A 15,148-nucleotide genomic window follows, 5' to 3' on the forward strand; every position below is an offset into this window, starting at 1 on the left:
AGACTATTTCCGGAAGAACAGCATGAACGCGCCGCCCACCGTCGCCGCGGCACCTGCAATCAGGAACCACATCGTATTCTCACTGAAACGTCCCGTCAGGCTCTGTGACAGCTGTTCACCCACGCTTTGCGTCGATTGCCAGCCGAAGTAGAGCAACAGGACACCCACCACCAGCGCTACCAGTCCAATTAGCCGAGTCGCAGCCAAGTAACTTCTCCTTTGACTTGGTGAAACCTTCTTTACCGAAGGCTCGAGGAGCCTCTGATCGACCCCTTCATTTAACATTTTTTTACGAAGCTACACGCCGCATCCCCAAATTGAAAGTTACGGATGCAGCGCCGGCCCGGTGTGACCTGTCGATGGCGGCTCTACGGCGGGTCGCAGACCACTGGCAATCGCCTGTTCAATCAGCCAGCGGCGCACCGCACGCAGGGCGGGCTCGTTGCGCCGGCTGGTCTTGTGGGCGAAGTAGAAACTGTCGCCGGTGATCAGGCTGTGGCAGGGCAGGCGCACGACATCCTCCGTGTCCGGATCCTCGCTCAGCATGTAGTCGTTGGTCAGGGCAATACCCTGGTGGAACCGGGCACCTTCCAGCGCCATCAGCATGTGGCTGAAATGCTGGATCCGGGATCGCGCCGGCCGGCTTTCCCCGGCGACCTGGAACCAGGTGTCCCAGTCGCCGGCTTCCCGGTCGTAGATGCTGTAGGTGGAGAGCAGCGGGAAGCGGGCGATCTCCGCCGGTGTCAGCGGCCGGCTGTCGGCGGGATCCTCCGGCAAGCCCAACGTCTCGCGGATCTGGCGCCAGTAGGGACGACTGCAGATCGGGAACAGGCGCTCCCGATACAACAGGTCGTAGCTGAAGGCGCGGGCACTGGTGTTGATGGTGATGAAGCAGTCCGCCACCCGGTCGGAAAGCTGCGGCGACGTGCTGGTCATCTCCAGCGCCAGGTCGATCTGGGAATGGGCCCGCTGCAAGCTGGGCAGGCGGGGAATCAGCCAGCGCACGCAGAAGGAACTGAACACCGCCAGGCGCAGGCGGGATGTCGGCGCGCCCAACAGGGTCTCGCTGGCCCGTTCGATCTGCAGCAGGGCCGAGGTCACGCTTTCCTGGAACGTACGGCCTTCATCGGTCAGCGTCAGATAACGGCCGCTGCGCTGGAACAGCGGTTCCCCCAGGTAGGTTTCCAGCGCCTTGATCTGGTGGCTGACGGCGCTCTGGCTCACCGCCAGTTCGTCCGCGGCTTTCGAGAAGCTGTTCAGCCGCGCCACCGCCTCGAACATGGGCAGGGCACGCAAAGGGGGCAGTTTCATCATGTTGCGCCGACTCCATTATCGATATTTCTCATACCTGAGCTCTAAATATCATTAAACAGCGGTGTTTGGCGACCGTACACTGTGGCTTCCATTCACTCGACGCAGGAGGCAGCCATGTCCGGACGGACCGTCAACAGCGCGATCCTGTTGCTCATCCTGGGCAACGCGATGGCGCTGGTTTCCGATGTGTTTATCAAGCTGCTGGATCCGGGCACGCCGGTGTTCCAGTTCGTGTTCCTGCGTTGTGTGATCACGCTGCTGTTGCTGCTGCCGCTGTGGCGCCAGATCGATCGCGGCCATTTCTTCGAGGGACTGGGCATCCATACCGTGCGTGCGCACATCCACCTGGTGGGCATCGTCTGCATGGTGCTGGCGCTGGGCGCACTGCCGCTGGCGACGGCCAACGCCATTTTCTACGCCGCGCCGGTACTGGTGATGGTGTTTTCCGTCCTGTTCTTCCGGGGCCGTCTGGACGGACGAAGCCTGTTCGCGGTGGTCAGCGGCTTCCTCGGCATTGTGGTGATCCTGCGGCCGGTGGCGGTCAACTGGATGGCGCTGAGTGCCCTGGCGGTCGCCGCCACGCTGGCCGTCAACGCGCTGCTGGTGCCCAAGCTGCCCAGTGGCCAGTCGATGGTCCACAAGCTGTTCCTGAATTACCTGCTGGTGCTGCCGGCCAGCGGCGCGCTGATGCTCTATGAGGGGGCCGACTGGGATCCGGACCTGCTGTTCAGCGCGGTCGGGTCGGCCCTGTTCATCTTGGGCTACAACATGACCATCCTGCTGGCCTACCGGCAGGTGGAAGCCAGCCAGGTCACCAGCGCCGAATACACCGGTCTGATCTGGGCGGTGCTGTTCGGCTGGATCGGCTTCGGCGAGACCCCGGACCTGTGGTTTGCAGCCGGGTCGGCAATGATCGTGGTGCCGCTGTTGCTCATTGGCCTGCGTCAGCGGCGGGTCGGCCGGGCGAGGGGCTCGCTGGCCGGCGAATCCGGCTGAGTCACAGTCGCCTTGCCGAATGGTAAGGCGGCGGCCATCGAATCGTAGTCAATAACACTCCGCCGGACGGGTGCGCCGGCATACAATGGCGTTTTTGCCACAGGGAATGCGTTATGGCGGAGTCCTCCCAGCGTCTTCAGGCACTGGATGCCCTGCGTGGCCTCGCCGCGTGCGGGGTCATGCTGTTTCATTACGTCCCCTACTACGACGAGCTCTACGGGCACGATTTCGAGCCGTGGAGCCCACTCTGGTACGGACGCTACTGCGTCCACCTGTTCTATATCCTGAGTGGTTTCGTCATCTTCATGACGCTGGAGCGTACCCCCACCGCCGGCTGGTTCGGACTGGCCCGGGCGTTCCGTCTGTTGCCCGCGCTCTGGGTGGGGATTCTCCTGACCAGCCTTTCCGTTTACTTTCTCGGCCCGATCGACCGCGGCGTCACACCCATCGAAACCCTGTGGAATTTCACCCTGCTGCACGAGTACCTGGGCATGCACCCGGTGGACGGCGCCTATTGGAGTCTGGTGGTGGAAGCCACGTTCTACGTGTGGATGGCGGTGCTGTTCTTCGGACTGGGAAAGGCGCGTCTGCGGAGTGTGTTCTGGGTCTGGGTGGCCGTCAGCTATGCCGGCGTGCTGTTCTGGAAGCAGATTCCGGATGGCCTGGATTTCCTCGTCAAGGACCTGCTGTTCGTCAAATACGCGCCGCTGTTCATCAGTGGCATGCTGCTCTACCGCTGGCACCACCACGGCAAGCCGCCGGTCAGCGAACGGGTACTGCTGGTGCTGGCGATGGCCCACTGCCTGTTCGCCTATAAGGCCCCGTTCAACGGGTTTGTGCTGGGCTGCTACGGCGTCTTTATCCTGGCGATCACCGGCTACCTCAACTTCCTGGCCAATCGGGTCCTGCTGACACTGGGCAGCCTGTCCTACGCGCTGTACCTGGTTCACCAGAATATTGGCTACGGCATCATGGACCTGGCTTACGACGCCGGGCTGCCCGGTCCGGTCGGCGTGGCGCTGGCCATCACCACCGCGCTGACCCTGGCGTTTGCGATCCATCACGGTGTGGAAAAACCCGCCCTGCGCTGGTTCCGCAACTACCGCCGGAATGCGATGGCGCAGCCGGCGCGGACGCCGGTACCGGAGCAGGTGAGCAGCCGTTAACGCCTAAAAGAAACTGGAGCCGACGAAGCCCAGGGTGCCCACGGTGACCAGCAGGGCGAACAGGGCCACGGCGCCGTCCCGGGCGATCATCGCCAGGCCGAACGCCACCAGGGCCGCGCCACCGCCATTGGCGCTGAAGGGCACGACTTCCATCGCCGGCATGGCCAGGGCCACCGCCACGCAGGCGAGCGAGAGGATAAACAGACCCGGACCTTCGACGAACAGCGTCAGCCGCGGCCGGGTCCAGCGATCGATCCCACGCGCTGGCTTGCGGGACCAGGCCAGGCCCTTGCGCAACTTGTCAGTCGGCAGACGACGCTTGACGATCCATCCCGGCAGCCAGATGTGCTGCCGACGGAACAGCAGTTGCCCGGCGGTGAGAACCACCAACAGTGCCAGCAGTGTGGGCACGCCGGGAATGTCCCCAACCAGCGGGGCCAGGGTGATCAGCCCCGCCACCAGTACCACCGGCCCGAAGGAGCGGTAACCCACCGCCTCCAGTATATCATCCACCGCCACACGCTCCCGCTTTTGGGCAACGCTGTCGATGCGGTCAATCAGGTCTTCCAGATCGTTCAGGTCACCCCGAACATTCATGACTCGGTCATCCTTCTCCTTTCGGGCCACGTTTGGCCGTGGTCTAGCGCAGCTGATGGGTCAGCCAGGAATGGATCTGGGCCGCCGAGAGGGCGCCGCTCTGGCGCGCCACCTCCTGGCCGCCCCGGAACAGGATCATGGTCGGGATGCTGCGGATCCCGAAGCGGGCCGAAGCCTGCGGCGACTGCTCGGTATTCAGCTTGGCAAACAGGGCCTGCCCCTGCCAGTTCCGGGCCGCCTCCGCGAACGCCGGGGCCATCACCTTGCAGGGGCCGCACCAGCTGGCCCAGAAATCCACCAGCACCGGCAGGCTGGAACGCGCCGTGACGTTGGCCAGACTGGCGTCGCTCAATTCGGCCACGGTGCCATCGAGCACGGGCTTGCCACAGGCGCCGCACTTGGGGCCTTCTTTCCGCCGTGCCTCAGGCACCCGATTGGTCTTGAGGCAGTGGGGACAGGGGATATTCAGGATGTCGGTCATGGCCGCACCTCGTCTGTCGATATATCCCCGTCTTGGGGGTGGATGGCGGCAATATCAAGCACCCGTGCCATCGGTGAACTGGGGCCAAATGCTTGGCCACCGTTGTTTAAAACTTGCACGACCCCGGTGACTCGGGTTGAAATAAATAAAGCACATGCTTTATTCAACAAGAATCCGCCGTAACGAGGTCCAACACGATGGCCAACACGCATTTCGACGTCCTGATTGTCGGCGCCGGCATTTCCGGCATCGGCGCCGCCTATCACCTGCAGACTCACTGCCCCGACAAGCGCTACGCCATTCTGGAAGGTCGCGACAATATGGGCGGCACCTGGGACCTGTTCCGCTATCCGGGCATCCGCTCCGACTCGGACATGTACACCCTCGGCTTCAGCTTCCGGCCCTGGCGTCAGGGCAAAGCCATCGCCGACGGTCCGTCGATCCTGGACTACCTCAAGAACACCGCCACGGAAAACGGCATCGATCAACAGATCCGTTATAACCACTGGGTGACCCATTACGACTGGTCCAGCGAGGACGCCACCTGGACGGTGACGGCGAAAAACCAGAAGACCGGACGCCCGGTCAAACTGACCTGCAACTTCCTGCTCAACTGCTCCGGCTATTACCGCTACGACCAGGGCTACATGCCGGACTTCCCGGGCATCAAGCAGTTCAAGGGTCAGGTGATCCATCCCCAGCACTGGCCGGACGACCTGGATTACACCGGCAAGCGGGTAGTGGTGATCGGCAGTGGCGCCACAGCCGTGACCCTGGTGCCGTCGATGGCGGACAAGGCCAGGCAGGTCACCATGCTGCAGCGCTCACCCACCTATATCCTGTCGCTGCCGGATGTGGACCTGATCGCCCGCTGGCTGAACCGTCTCCTCCCGGCCAAGGCGGCCTACCAGATCACCCGCTGGAAGAACGTGTCCATGCAGACGCTGTTCTACCAGGCCTGTCGGCGCTACCCGAAGCTGATGCGTCGCGTGTTGCGCCAGCACCTGAAATCCCAGCTGGGTAAAGACTTCGATATCGATACCCACTTCAATCCCAGCTACAACCCCTGGGACCAGCGCCTGTGCCTGGTGCCCAACGGCGACCTGTTCCGGGCCCTGCGCAAGGGCGACGCGGACATCGTCACCGACCACATCGACACCTTCACCGAGAACGGCATTCGCCTGAAATCCGGCCAGGAACTGGACGCGGACATCGTGATTTCCGCCACCGGTCTGAACCTGGTGACCCTCGGCGGCGCCGAGCTGCATGTGGACGGCCAGCTGATCCAGCCCAACGAGACCATGGGTTACAAAGGCATGATGCTCAGCAACGTGCCCAACCTGGCCATGGTGGTGGGGTACACCAACGCCTCCTGGACCCTCAAGGCGGACCTGACCAGCGAGTACGTCTGCCGGCTACTGCAGTACATGGACCAGCAGGGTTATGACAAGGTGACGCCGGTGGTCAGTGGCGACGTCGAGGAAGAGCCCTTCCTGGATCTGGACTCCGGTTACGTCCTGCGGGCCCTGGAGCACCTGCCCAAACAGGGCGACCGCAAACCCTGGAAGCTCTACCAGAACTATCTGCTGGACCTGATCAACCTGCGCTACGGCAAGGTGGACGACGACGCCCTGGTCTTCTCCCACGCCGGCGACGCAGCCAGCCACACCGGTCAACTCGCCGCCGCCCAGCAGGCCTGACCCTGCCGCCGGCAACCGGGTCCCGGTTGCCGGCTTTTCCCTTTTCCTTGATTCAGAACAAGGCGATCCTACCCGATTCTGCTAGTGTCATTGATCGTTGTTTTATTGACCTTCTGCGTCTTTCCCACTGAAGATTCAGGCTCACCTGTCGATAACACCATAAGACCGACAGGACGGACCTGTGTCGGTGCTGTCACTGGAGAACCCGGACGCCTATGATGAGCCTGCTTAAGAACGCCCGTCTCAAATACAAATTCTGGTTGCTCAACATCGTCGTATTGGCGGTGATGCTGTTGCTGGTGTTGTTTGCCATGTCGCGCATGGCCGATGCGACCGGGCAGCCCCTTAGCGCCATCGTCAGCGACCACGCAGCCGCCTTCGCTGGCGTCGTGGTGGTGCTGATGATCTTCGAAATGGCCTGCTCCCAGTTGTTGATCAGCTTTATTGAGCGCCATGTGCACCGACTCAAGGACACCATGGTGGAGGTCCAGGCCAGCGGCAACCTGAGCCTGCGGGCCCCGGTGGATTCCACCGACGAGATCGGCGCCATGGGCGAGGCGTTCAACGCCATGCAGGCCCGTACCGGTCGCGTGGTGAGCAGTATGAAGGCCGCCATCCAGCGACTCGAAAGTGAAGTCGCCGCGCTGACCGAAGCCGCCGAGCGCAGCCGGGACGAACTCAAACGCCAACAGACCGGTACCGACCGCTCTGCCGAGGCCATCCAGGCCATGCTGGAAAGCTTCCGTGGCATTGCCGGGCAGGCGGATGCGGCCAAGGAGCTGTCCCATGAGGCACGCCGTGCCGCGGTCGAGGGCAGTGAACGGGTGGCCCAGTCTTCCCGCTCCATCCAGCAACTGGCCGACGTCATCCAGAAATCCGCGGGCAGCGTGGAAGCGCTGGCCGAGAACAGCCGGGAAATCGGCAGTGCCGTCACCGAAATCCAGGGGATCGCCGAGCAGACCAACCTGTTGGCGTTGAATGCCGCGATCGAGGCCGCCCGGGCGGGCGATCAGGGTCGGGGATTTGCGGTGGTTGCCGACGAAGTGCGAAAGCTGGCCCAGCGGGTGCAGGATTCCACCGAACAGATCCAGGGCACCATCGACCGGCTGCTGGGCACCATGGGCGAGGCGGTTCAGCAGATGAACACCAGCTCGGTGGATGCCAGCCGCTGCGTGGAAGAAGCCGACGCCGGCGCCGCCGCGCTGCAGGAAATCAGCGCCATGGTGCTGCGCATCGACGACACCAACCAGGACATCGCCGACGTGTCCGCCCAGCAGACCTCAGCCACCGACGAGGTGCAGCAGAACGTCCAGAGCATCCGCGAAACCACCCAGGCGATGGTCAATCAGCTGGTGGAAAGCGCCGACATGAGCCGGCGCCTGCGGGAACTCATCCGGGAACTGGAAAGCGCCGCGGCGCAGGTGTCGGTGGAGGACGCCTGAGCCGGATCAGCGACCGGGCTTCCAGGAGCGCTGCATTTCCAGGAACAGGAACGAGGCGCTCCAGGTGATCAGCACCAGCCCGGTCAGTGCCTCGATCCCGCACAGGAAGCGAATCGGTCCAAACGGCTCGATGTCACCAAAGCCCACGGTGGTGTAGGTGGTGAGCGAGAAGTAGACGCAGTCCAGTAACGTGCCGGAGAAATTGCCTGCCAGGTGCCCCCAGTACGGCGATGCGTTCATCCAGTAATACACAACGCCAAACAGCCAGACTTCCACCATGTGCGCCAGCATGGCGCCGCCCACTCCGACCACGATGCGGAAATGATGGGGAATACCCAGCCGCGGTATGTAGCGGTTGAGCAAAGACAGCCCCCGGAAATGCACCAGCACCGCGATAGCCGTGACGAGCGTGTTGAGCGCCACCATGAGCGCCAGGGACACATCCGGTAAGTCCAGGGATTCGGGCATCCGTTTTCACTCCTGCCTGTCACCGGCCCAGCTTAAAGGGGACGGCGACCGGAAGCGAGACACCCCTGCGGCGATCAACCACAGCCCTCGACACATTCGCCGCCGGCGTCAAATGCCATGGTGCGGCCGCTCAGCGGCACATGTACTGGCACGTCGGACGCCTGAATAAACGCGTCGGTCCGCGTCCCTGGCCGGACCTTGCCCTTTTCCGTCGCCGGCTCATTGGCGTGGGATGGAATCACGCTGGCGGGCTTGACCATCTCGTTGATCACGTGAGCCGCTTCCTCTGGCCCGGTCGTGTAGGTGTCCCCAATGTTCATGACCGCCAGCTTGGCCCCGTAGTAGTCGTGCACCACGGCTTCCTGATCCGCGGTGATGCCGGTATCGCCGGACAGGTAGACCACCAGGCCGTTCGTGAACGTCAGTACGTAACCGGTGGGCGGGCCGACATAGGCGGTCAGCCCCGCCGCCGAGAGGATCTTGCCCATCTGCCCATCGATAAAGGCCGGCGACAGCCCGTTGCTGTGCACTGCCGGCACCGTGGTGATCCCTACGCCGCCCTCTTCCACATGGGCGCCGAAGCGGACCAGCACGGAAGCCTTCGGGTCGCCCCCGGCGGCTTCCAGGCGGCCGGCAAAGAAGCTGGCCATTTCACTGCCGGTGACGATCCGGGCGTTCTTCTTGACCGCTATCTTGACGCTGTTGGACAGCGGCGCGTCGTCTTCGGAGGCCGCCGGTGAGGCACAGCTGCCGGCGTTGGGTTCCGGAATGTGCCGGTCGCCCAGATGGTCGCCGTGAACGTGGCTGACCAGGACCACGTCGATGTTGCCCAGGCGCGGGTCATCGGCCCCGGCGACCGTGCGGCCGGCGTCATACAGGATGCGCGTACCATTGGGGTCTTCGAACACCAGGGCCCGGTCGAGGACGCAGAACTCGCCGTCCTGCCCGCCCAGTGGCGTGACGCGGACCGTATCGGCGGCACGCGCCACCGGCGTTACCAGTGCCAGCAAGGCGAGAGATACAAGGCTGTTTCGAATGAGGTGCATGAGCAGTCTCCCTGGGAATCAGAATCCATCGGTGTGTCGCTAATGCTACGTGGGTCGAAGTAAAGCCGATGTTTCGCCAATCGATTGCGACTTTGAACTATGTCAGTATGGTCGCCGAAAACCCATTCCACACATTTTGTCGCCAGGGGAGTCCACCGCACGCCGGCGGGCTGAGAATACGACGGGAAACCGTCCAAACCCTGGAACCTGATCCGGTTCATACCGGCGGAGGAAGTGCGACGTGATCATCACCGTAGCGGCCGTTGCCGCCGCATTGCTTGTCTTTACCTGGTTGGGCCTGCGCGCCCGTTTCGCGGATGGCGGCCTGGACGACTACGTCACCGCCCGCAACTCCCAGGGCGCCCAGGCTCTGGGGCTGTCCTTCCTGGCCTCCGGCATGGGCGGCTGGATCCTGTTTGCCCCGCCCGAAGTGGGGGCCATGGTGGGCCCAATTGCGCTGGCCGGCTACGCCGTCGGGGCGGCGCTGCCGTTCCTGGTGTTCGCGGCCTGCGGCCCGGCCATCCGGCGTCACCTGCCCGAAGGCCGCAGCATCGGCGAATTCGCCCAGGCCTGCTTCGGCACCGGCGTGCGCCGCTGGGTAGCCCTGATTTCCGTGCTCTACATGCTGTGTTTCCTGACCGCCGAACTCACGGCTGTGGGCGCCATCACCGGCCTGCTCACGGACCTCAACGGCAACCTCGCCATCCTCGGCGTGGCGATCACCACGCTGGTCTACACCGCCTGGGGCGGCTTGCGAGCGAGCCTGGTGACCGATCGCTGGCAGGGTCTGTTGCTGATCGCGCTGATCCTTCTGGTCGGGGCGGTGGCGATCCCGGCCTTGCCGGACGCGTCGGCCTCGGCCAGTCTGCCCCAGGTGCCGGTGGCGGATGCCCTGGCCGTGGCCCTGACCCTGGTGATCGCGGTGACCGCGGCCAACCTGTTCCATCAGGGCTACTGGCAACGGCTCTGGGCTGCGAAGGACGGCGCTGCCTTGGGTCGCGGCGCAATTCTGGGCGGTGTGACCACCGTGCTGGTGGTGGCCCTGGTCGGCGGGCTTGGCATCGCCGCCGCGCTGAGTGGAGCCGACCTCGGCTCACCGCCGATTCCGTTCTTCGCCCTGCTGCACAGCGCGCCGGCCTGGCTGGCGACTGTCGCGTTGGTCCTGGCTCTCACGCTGGTCGCGTCGTCGGTCGACACGTTGCAGAATGGCCTGGCGTCGCTGGCGGTCACCGAAAAGCGCGGCCTGTCCCTGACCGGTGCCCGCTGGCTGACGGTGCTGTTGATGGTGCCGGTGATTCTCATCGCCCTGCAGGGCTACTCGGTGCTGCGGCTGTTCCTGATTGCCGACCTGCTGTGCGCCACCACGGTGATTCCGGTGCTGCTGGGCCTCTGGTCACGGATGACCACCGCGGCTGCCGTCGCCGGTTCCACGGCCGGCCTGATCGGTGCCGTGCTGCCGGACTGGATCGCCACGGGCAGTGTGATTGAAGGCCTGCACGCCGCCAGCTTCCCCGGTGGCGTGCCGACCCTGGCGCCGTTCCTCGGCGCGCTGGTGGCGTCAGCGACGGTCAGTATCCTCTTCGCCCTTTCCAGTCGATCCCCTGCCTGAAGGAATGTCCGGCAGGTCCTGTATGGCCTGCCGGACACTGTCCGCTCTGGCAGACAGGTGGTCGCCTCTCGTTCCGCCTATTAATTCAGACCTTTAGGGCTCCCATCCCCTGACACTGTCCACGCTAACGGACACACCTGTCCGCCTGATGGAGTGTCATTTTTGCAACCCATTGTTTAGACGAGCACTTTGCGAGCTGGCACAGGATGCGCAATGGCTTTCCGGTCGGGCACTTCGTGCCTCTCCGATACAAAAACAAAAGCGCAAGGAGCACTCAATGACGATTCGCCTTCCTGTTGTGGTGGCTGTGGCTGCTGTCAGCCTCGCCGCCTGCAAGACCGATGACCTACCGATCACCGGCATCAACCAGAAACCGGACTTCCTGACCAGCGACATCGTTCACCAACGCTATAACGGCAGCAGCAACGACCTGCTGACCGGTGGTCTCGGCGCCAGCGGACTGGCCAGCGGCACCGCGCCGGCGCCGGCCGATCCCCTGAATCCCACGGCGACCGAATTGCGCACGCTCGCGATCTACAACAACTACCGGGCGCTGGTGGATACCAGCGATGGCGGGGGCTACGGCACGCTGTTCGGCCCGCAGGTGGGAGCCGACGACAGCGAGGGCATGATCCCGGGAGACGAATACCTGGCCCTGATGACCCTCGACGACAGCGACGTACCGGCCACCGTGATGCTGCAGGTGCCGGACAGCTTCGATCCCGACAACGCCTGCATGATCACCGCACCGTCCTCCGGTTCCCGCGGGATTTATGGCGCCATCGGCACCGCGGGTGAGTGGGGCCTGAAAAAAGGCTGCGCGGTGATCTACACCGACAAGGGCACGGGCACCGGCGCCTTCAACCTGATGACCGGTGCCGGCCAGACCCTGCAGGGCCAGACAACGACCGATGCGACGGCCTCGCTCCAGTTCCGGCCGGATCTGTCCGCATCCGACATCGAAACGTTCAACACCGACTGGCCGGATCGCTTTGCCGTCAAGCACACCCATTCGCAGACCAACCCCGAGGCGGACTGGGGCCAGTATGTGCTCAAGTCGATCGAATTCGGGTTCTACGTGCTGAATGAGACCTACGGGGAGGCATTGCCCAACGGCAAGATCCGGGTGACGCTGAAACCGGGCAACACGCTGGTGATTGCCTCGTCGGTGTCCAACGGGGCTGGCGCCTCGGTGCGGGCGGCGGAAGAAGACAGCCGCGGCCTGATCGACGGCGTCGCCGTGTCCGAACCCAACGTGAACCCGACGGTGGATACGAGCTTCAGCATCCGCCAGGGCAGCGCTGCACCCATCACCGACCACAGCCGCAGCCTGCTGGATTACACCACCGCCCTGGCGGTCTACGAGGGCTGCGCCAACCTGGCGCCGGGGGTGAAGGACACCGCGCCGTTCAACGGGATCCTCAATGACTTCACGGTGGATGACAACATCTGCAGCGCGCTGGCCGCCAAGGGGCTGGTGACGGGTGCGGACACCGACGCCCGGGCGACGGACGCCCAGCGGATCCTGAATGAGACCTTCGGCATCCAGCCGGAACAGAACCTCGTGGCCCCCAGTCACTTTGGTGCCGCGGTGGCCCAGAGCATCAGCATGACCTACGCCAACGCCTACGGCCGTTTCGGCGTAACCGACCGCCTGTGTGGGCTGAGCTACGCCGCGACCAACGCCAGCACCGGTGCTGTCGAGCCACTGGCGGAGGCCGCCGAGGCCACGCTGTTTGCCACCAGCAACGGCATTCCGCCGTCGGCCGGTATCCATCAGGTCTACGACGCCGCCAGCGGCGGACCGACCAACCTCAAGCTGAGCGTCTCGCCCTCCAGCGGCCTGCAGGACTATGGCCTGGACGCCCTGCTGTGCCTGCGCAGCCTGGCCCAGGGCAGCGATGCGGTCACCGGGGCTGACCTGGCGGACGAACAGGCCAGCCAGGCGCAGCGGATTGCCGACGGCATCGACGCCATTCGCGCGAGCGGCGACCTGCACGGCATCCCGACCGTGATCGTGACCGGCCGCTCCGACGCTATCCTGCCCATCAACCACACGTCACGGCCCTATTTCGGGTTGAACCGGACCGTCGAGGGAAAGAAAAGCCAACTGCATTACTACGAAGTGCTCAATGGCCATCACCTGGACGCGTTCAATGCCTTCGCCGGCTTTGACGAGCGCTACATCCCGCTGCACCGCTACTATCTGGAGGGGCTGGACCGGATGTACGCACACCTGACCGATGGCACAGCCCTGCCGCCCAGCCAGGTGGTCCGGACCACCCCTCGCGGCGCTGGCGCGCCGGCGATCACCGAGGCCAACGTGCCGCCGATCGCGGATAGTCCGGACGAAGCAGACCGGATCGTGTTTGAGGACAACGAGGTGCGTATTCCAGACTAGGCCGTTAAGCCACTACTCCAGGTCGATGCGGCGGATCGCCTGACGCAGGAAGTCCGCCCGGACCTGGAGCTGTTGGCGCAGGGTGGGATTCCGGCTGGCCTCGTACTGGCTTTCGACGCCGTCCAGCTCCTGCGACAGCCAGCCGCGGATCATGATGTAGTAGCGGCTGTCGGTGCCGTAGCGGACGATGGTCTCCAGGGACTCGGGATCCGCCGGGTGATCGATGGCCGCATCCACCGCCTGCACCATATGGCCGATCCTTTCGGCCTCCCCGGTCGGTTGTGTCTGGCAGCCGGCCAGTCCCACCGTGAGAGCGACAGCCAGCATCGGGCAAGAACGACGCATCCGTTCGGTCATGGGCAGAGTCCCGTCAGCGAGCACCATTCGGTGCGGATTACGTAAGCTGGTCCAGCACCGCCTGGCAGGCCTGCTCCTGGTTCAGGGCATCGCAGTCGACGATGAGATCGGCGTAACGCCGATACAGGGCGTTGCGCTCGGCGAACAGCTCGTCGATGGTCTGGTCGGGCCGCTTGGAGATGCCGCGCAGGCTGTAATCCCCGATACGATGCTGGACTGTGGCCAACGATACATCGAGAAACACCACCCGGCCATTTGTCTTCAGGTGCGACATGGCGGCGTCGCTGTAGACCGCACTGCCCCCGGTGGAGATCACCGCGCCGTGAGCGTTGAGTTCACACAACACCCGCTCTTCGATGTGCCGCAGGGCCTGGTAGCCGGCGCCGTCGACGATCTCCTGCAGGGTCTGGCCCTCGGCCGACTGGATCAGCAGGTCGGTGTCGATAAAGTCCATGGCGGTGCGCTTGGCCAGCAGGACACCGACCGTGCTCTTGCCCGAACCGGGCATGCCGATCAGGACAATATTGGGGCGTTCGTTCATCACAGGGTCGTCCTTCATTCCGCAGATTTTGGGACGCCCATCATACCGAGGCCGGTTGCAGCGAGCTTGCCTGCAAGCGCCCCAGTGCAGCATCCCACTCCCAGAAGCGATCCGGCCGCAGGTGGACGCCACCGATCCAGCGATCGCGCACCATCAGGTCCCCCGCCGAGGCCTGGCCCGCCAACACGGCGCGGCCTTTTACGGTGAGGCTGAAGCGCTGCGTCGGATCGATCTGCCAGGCGGGCAGGGCGCTGTCCGTTTCCAGCAGCGGTTCGACGCCGGCACACAGGCTGTGCAGCAGCCAGCGAAACCCCAGATCCCCCATGAAACGGCGTTCTTCGGTGTTCTGGACTTCGCTGAACAGGGTGCTGAACGATTCTTCACCCTGACCGATCAGACTCAGGGCATGGTAGGCCGTGCGCGATAAGCCGGTGTGGGGTTGCGGGTATTCTTCCAGCAGCCGGCGGACCGCCCCCTCGAGGAACGGCAGGGCCCGCGTATCCCGCTCGAGCAATCCGGCCCATGGCTCCGGCGTGTCCGCGCGAAACGCCGCCCAGGCGGTTTGCGCCAGTTGCCTCTGGGCGTTGCTGACCGGCTGTTCGGCCGCTACGTAACGCTCGATCAGCTCGGGCGAGGCGGTGCCCAGATAATCATCCAGCGACAGCAGGGTAACCGGCGTGGACGGCGGATGGTCCGCCAGCCAGTCCAGGATTTGCAGCAGCTGCAACTGATCGTAGAGATCGTGTTCGAACCAGAGGCGAATGCGATCGTACTCGCCGCCTTGTGCTAACCGGGCATCCCGGGCTTCGAAATCTGCCTGCACCGGCTCCAGCGGCGCCCAGCCCCGCTCGCTGATGAAACGGGCCCGCAACACCGACAGTGCGGTGAGATCCAATCCGGCCGGGACCGGACCTTCATGCAGGATATCCCGCCAGGGCAACCAGTCTCCCGGCTGCCCGGCCCGGGTCAGGGCCGCGACGGCGCAGTCCCCATTGGTGATGTTGAGAATACGCTCGCTCATCGCCGGTCA

15 protein-coding genes are annotated in these 15,148 nt (G+C 64.3%); 6 read left to right on the plus strand and 9 right to left on the minus strand.

Features of this window, described 5'->3' with window-relative positions:
• Positions 1-3: 3 nt before the first annotated feature.
• Both JL474_RS10175 and JL474_RS10180 read right to left on the minus strand, forming a co-directional pair.
• Positions 4-207 (minus strand): DUF3185 family protein, encoded by a 204-nt coding sequence (locus tag JL474_RS10175; RefSeq protein WP_123633656.1) that lies wholly within the window; start codon positions 205-207, stop codon positions 4-6.
• A 117-nt stretch (positions 208-324) separates the two neighbouring features.
• A complete protein-coding gene (locus tag JL474_RS10180) occupies positions 325-1,311 on the minus strand; it encodes a LysR family transcriptional regulator (RefSeq protein ID WP_123633744.1) in 987 nt (328 codons plus the stop codon).
• Positions 1,312-1,428: 117 nt separating this feature from the next.
• Between JL474_RS10180 and JL474_RS10185 the strand changes: the two genes are divergently transcribed.
• Both JL474_RS10185 and JL474_RS10190 read left to right on the plus strand, forming a co-directional pair.
• On the plus strand, positions 1,429-2,310 hold the full coding sequence (locus JL474_RS10185; RefSeq protein ID WP_203141995.1) for a DMT family transporter: 882 nt from the start codon (positions 1,429-1,431) through the stop codon (positions 2,308-2,310).
• Positions 2,311-2,423: 113 nt separating this feature from the next.
• The gene (locus JL474_RS10190; RefSeq protein ID WP_203141996.1) at positions 2,424-3,476 is read left to right on the plus strand and encodes an acyltransferase family protein; all 1,053 of its coding nucleotides are present in this window, start codon (positions 2,424-2,426) and stop codon (positions 3,474-3,476) included.
• Between the two features lie 3 nt (positions 3,477-3,479).
• On the opposite strand, the gene JL474_RS10195 is transcribed toward JL474_RS10190, so the two are convergent.
• Positions 3,480-4,073 carry an exopolysaccharide biosynthesis protein gene (locus JL474_RS10195; RefSeq protein WP_203141997.1) on the minus strand — a complete coding sequence of 198 codons (594 nt, stop codon included), beginning with the start codon at positions 4,071-4,073 and terminating at the stop codon, positions 3,480-3,482.
• Between the two features lie 43 nt (positions 4,074-4,116).
• Positions 4,117-4,554, minus strand: a complete 438-nt coding sequence (gene trxC / locus JL474_RS10200) for a thioredoxin TrxC (protein WP_123633660.1) — start codon at positions 4,552-4,554, stop codon at positions 4,117-4,119.
• Positions 4,555-4,751: 197 nt separating this feature from the next.
• On the opposite strand from trxC, the gene JL474_RS10205 reads away from it, so the two are divergent.
• Entirely contained in the window at positions 4,752-6,254 is a 1,503-nt protein-coding gene (locus tag JL474_RS10205; RefSeq protein WP_203141998.1) for a flavin-containing monooxygenase, read from the plus strand.
• Between the two features lie 215 nt (positions 6,255-6,469).
• Entirely contained in the window at positions 6,470-7,696 is a 1,227-nt protein-coding gene (locus tag JL474_RS10210; protein ID WP_203141999.1) for a methyl-accepting chemotaxis protein, read from the plus strand.
• A gap of 6 nt (positions 7,697-7,702) precedes the next feature.
• Here JL474_RS10210 and JL474_RS10215 read toward each other — a convergent pair whose 3' ends face one another.
• A complete protein-coding gene (locus tag JL474_RS10215; RefSeq protein ID WP_203142000.1) occupies positions 7,703-8,164 on the minus strand; it encodes a potassium channel family protein in 462 nt (153 codons plus the stop codon).
• Positions 8,165-8,238: 74 nt separating this feature from the next.
• Positions 8,239-9,210 (minus strand): MBL fold metallo-hydrolase, encoded by a 972-nt coding sequence (locus tag JL474_RS10220; protein WP_203142001.1) that lies wholly within the window; start codon positions 9,208-9,210, stop codon positions 8,239-8,241.
• Between the two features lie 241 nt (positions 9,211-9,451).
• Here JL474_RS10220 and JL474_RS10225 point away from each other — a divergent pair, with 241 nt between their 5' ends.
• Entirely contained in the window at positions 9,452-10,819 is a 1,368-nt protein-coding gene (locus JL474_RS10225; protein ID WP_203142002.1) for an SLC5/6 family protein, read from the plus strand.
• Between the two features lie 277 nt (positions 10,820-11,096).
• Entirely contained in the window at positions 11,097-13,220 is a 2,124-nt protein-coding gene (locus JL474_RS10230; protein WP_203142003.1) for a 3-hydroxybutyrate oligomer hydrolase family protein, read from the plus strand.
• Between the two features lie 12 nt (positions 13,221-13,232).
• On the opposite strand, the gene JL474_RS10235 is transcribed toward JL474_RS10230, so the two are convergent.
• From JL474_RS10235 to JL474_RS10245, 3 genes are read right to left on the minus strand one after another with little or no spacing between them, the layout of a single operon-like run.
• The gene (locus tag JL474_RS10235; RefSeq protein WP_236012184.1) at positions 13,233-13,577 is read right to left on the minus strand and encodes a hypothetical protein; all 345 of its coding nucleotides are present in this window, start codon (positions 13,575-13,577) and stop codon (positions 13,233-13,235) included.
• Positions 13,578-13,614: 37 nt separating this feature from the next.
• Positions 13,615-14,118 (minus strand): shikimate kinase, encoded by a 504-nt coding sequence (locus tag JL474_RS10240; RefSeq protein WP_236012185.1) that lies wholly within the window; start codon positions 14,116-14,118, stop codon positions 13,615-13,617.
• 40 nt (positions 14,119-14,158) lie between these two features.
• Entirely contained in the window at positions 14,159-15,139 is a 981-nt protein-coding gene (locus JL474_RS10245) for a hypothetical protein (RefSeq protein WP_203142005.1), read from the minus strand.
• Positions 15,140-15,148 lie beyond the last annotated feature (9 nt).

The organism is Marinobacter mangrovi, from assembly GCF_016798325.1.
GTDB lineage: Bacteria > Pseudomonadota > Gammaproteobacteria > Pseudomonadales > Oleiphilaceae > Marinobacter_A > Marinobacter_A mangrovi.

Coding starts and splice junctions, on each gene's coding strand:
- JL474_RS10180 (WP_123633744.1), bottom strand. CDS start 1,311: ATGAAACTGCCCCCTTTGCGTGCCCTGCCCATGTTCGAGGCGGTGGCG.
- JL474_RS10185 (WP_203141995.1), top strand. CDS start 1,429: ATGTCCGGACGGACCGTCAACAGCGCGATCCTGTTGCTCATCCTGGGC.
- JL474_RS10190 (WP_203141996.1), top strand. CDS start 2,424: ATGGCGGAGTCCTCCCAGCGTCTTCAGGCACTGGATGCCCTGCGTGGC.
- JL474_RS10195 (WP_203141997.1), bottom strand. CDS start 4,073: ATGAATGTTCGGGGTGACCTGAACGATCTGGAAGACCTGATTGACCGC.
- trxC (WP_123633660.1), bottom strand. CDS start 4,554: ATGACCGACATCCTGAATATCCCCTGTCCCCACTGCCTCAAGACCAAT.
- JL474_RS10205 (WP_203141998.1), top strand. CDS start 4,752: ATGGCCAACACGCATTTCGACGTCCTGATTGTCGGCGCCGGCATTTCC.
- JL474_RS10210 (WP_203141999.1), top strand. CDS start 6,470: ATGATGAGCCTGCTTAAGAACGCCCGTCTCAAATACAAATTCTGGTTG.
- JL474_RS10215 (WP_203142000.1), bottom strand. CDS start 8,164: ATGCCCGAATCCCTGGACTTACCGGATGTGTCCCTGGCGCTCATGGTG.
- JL474_RS10220 (WP_203142001.1), bottom strand. CDS start 9,210: ATGCACCTCATTCGAAACAGCCTTGTATCTCTCGCCTTGCTGGCACTG.
- JL474_RS10230 (WP_203142003.1), top strand. CDS start 11,097: ATGACGATTCGCCTTCCTGTTGTGGTGGCTGTGGCTGCTGTCAGCCTC.
- JL474_RS10235 (WP_236012184.1), bottom strand. CDS start 13,577: ATGACCGAACGGATGCGTCGTTCTTGCCCGATGCTGGCTGTCGCTCTC.
- JL474_RS10240 (WP_236012185.1), bottom strand. CDS start 14,118: ATGAACGAACGCCCCAATATTGTCCTGATCGGCATGCCCGGTTCGGGC.
- JL474_RS10245 (WP_203142005.1), bottom strand. CDS start 15,139: ATGAGCGAGCGTATTCTCAACATCACCAATGGGGACTGCGCCGTCGCG.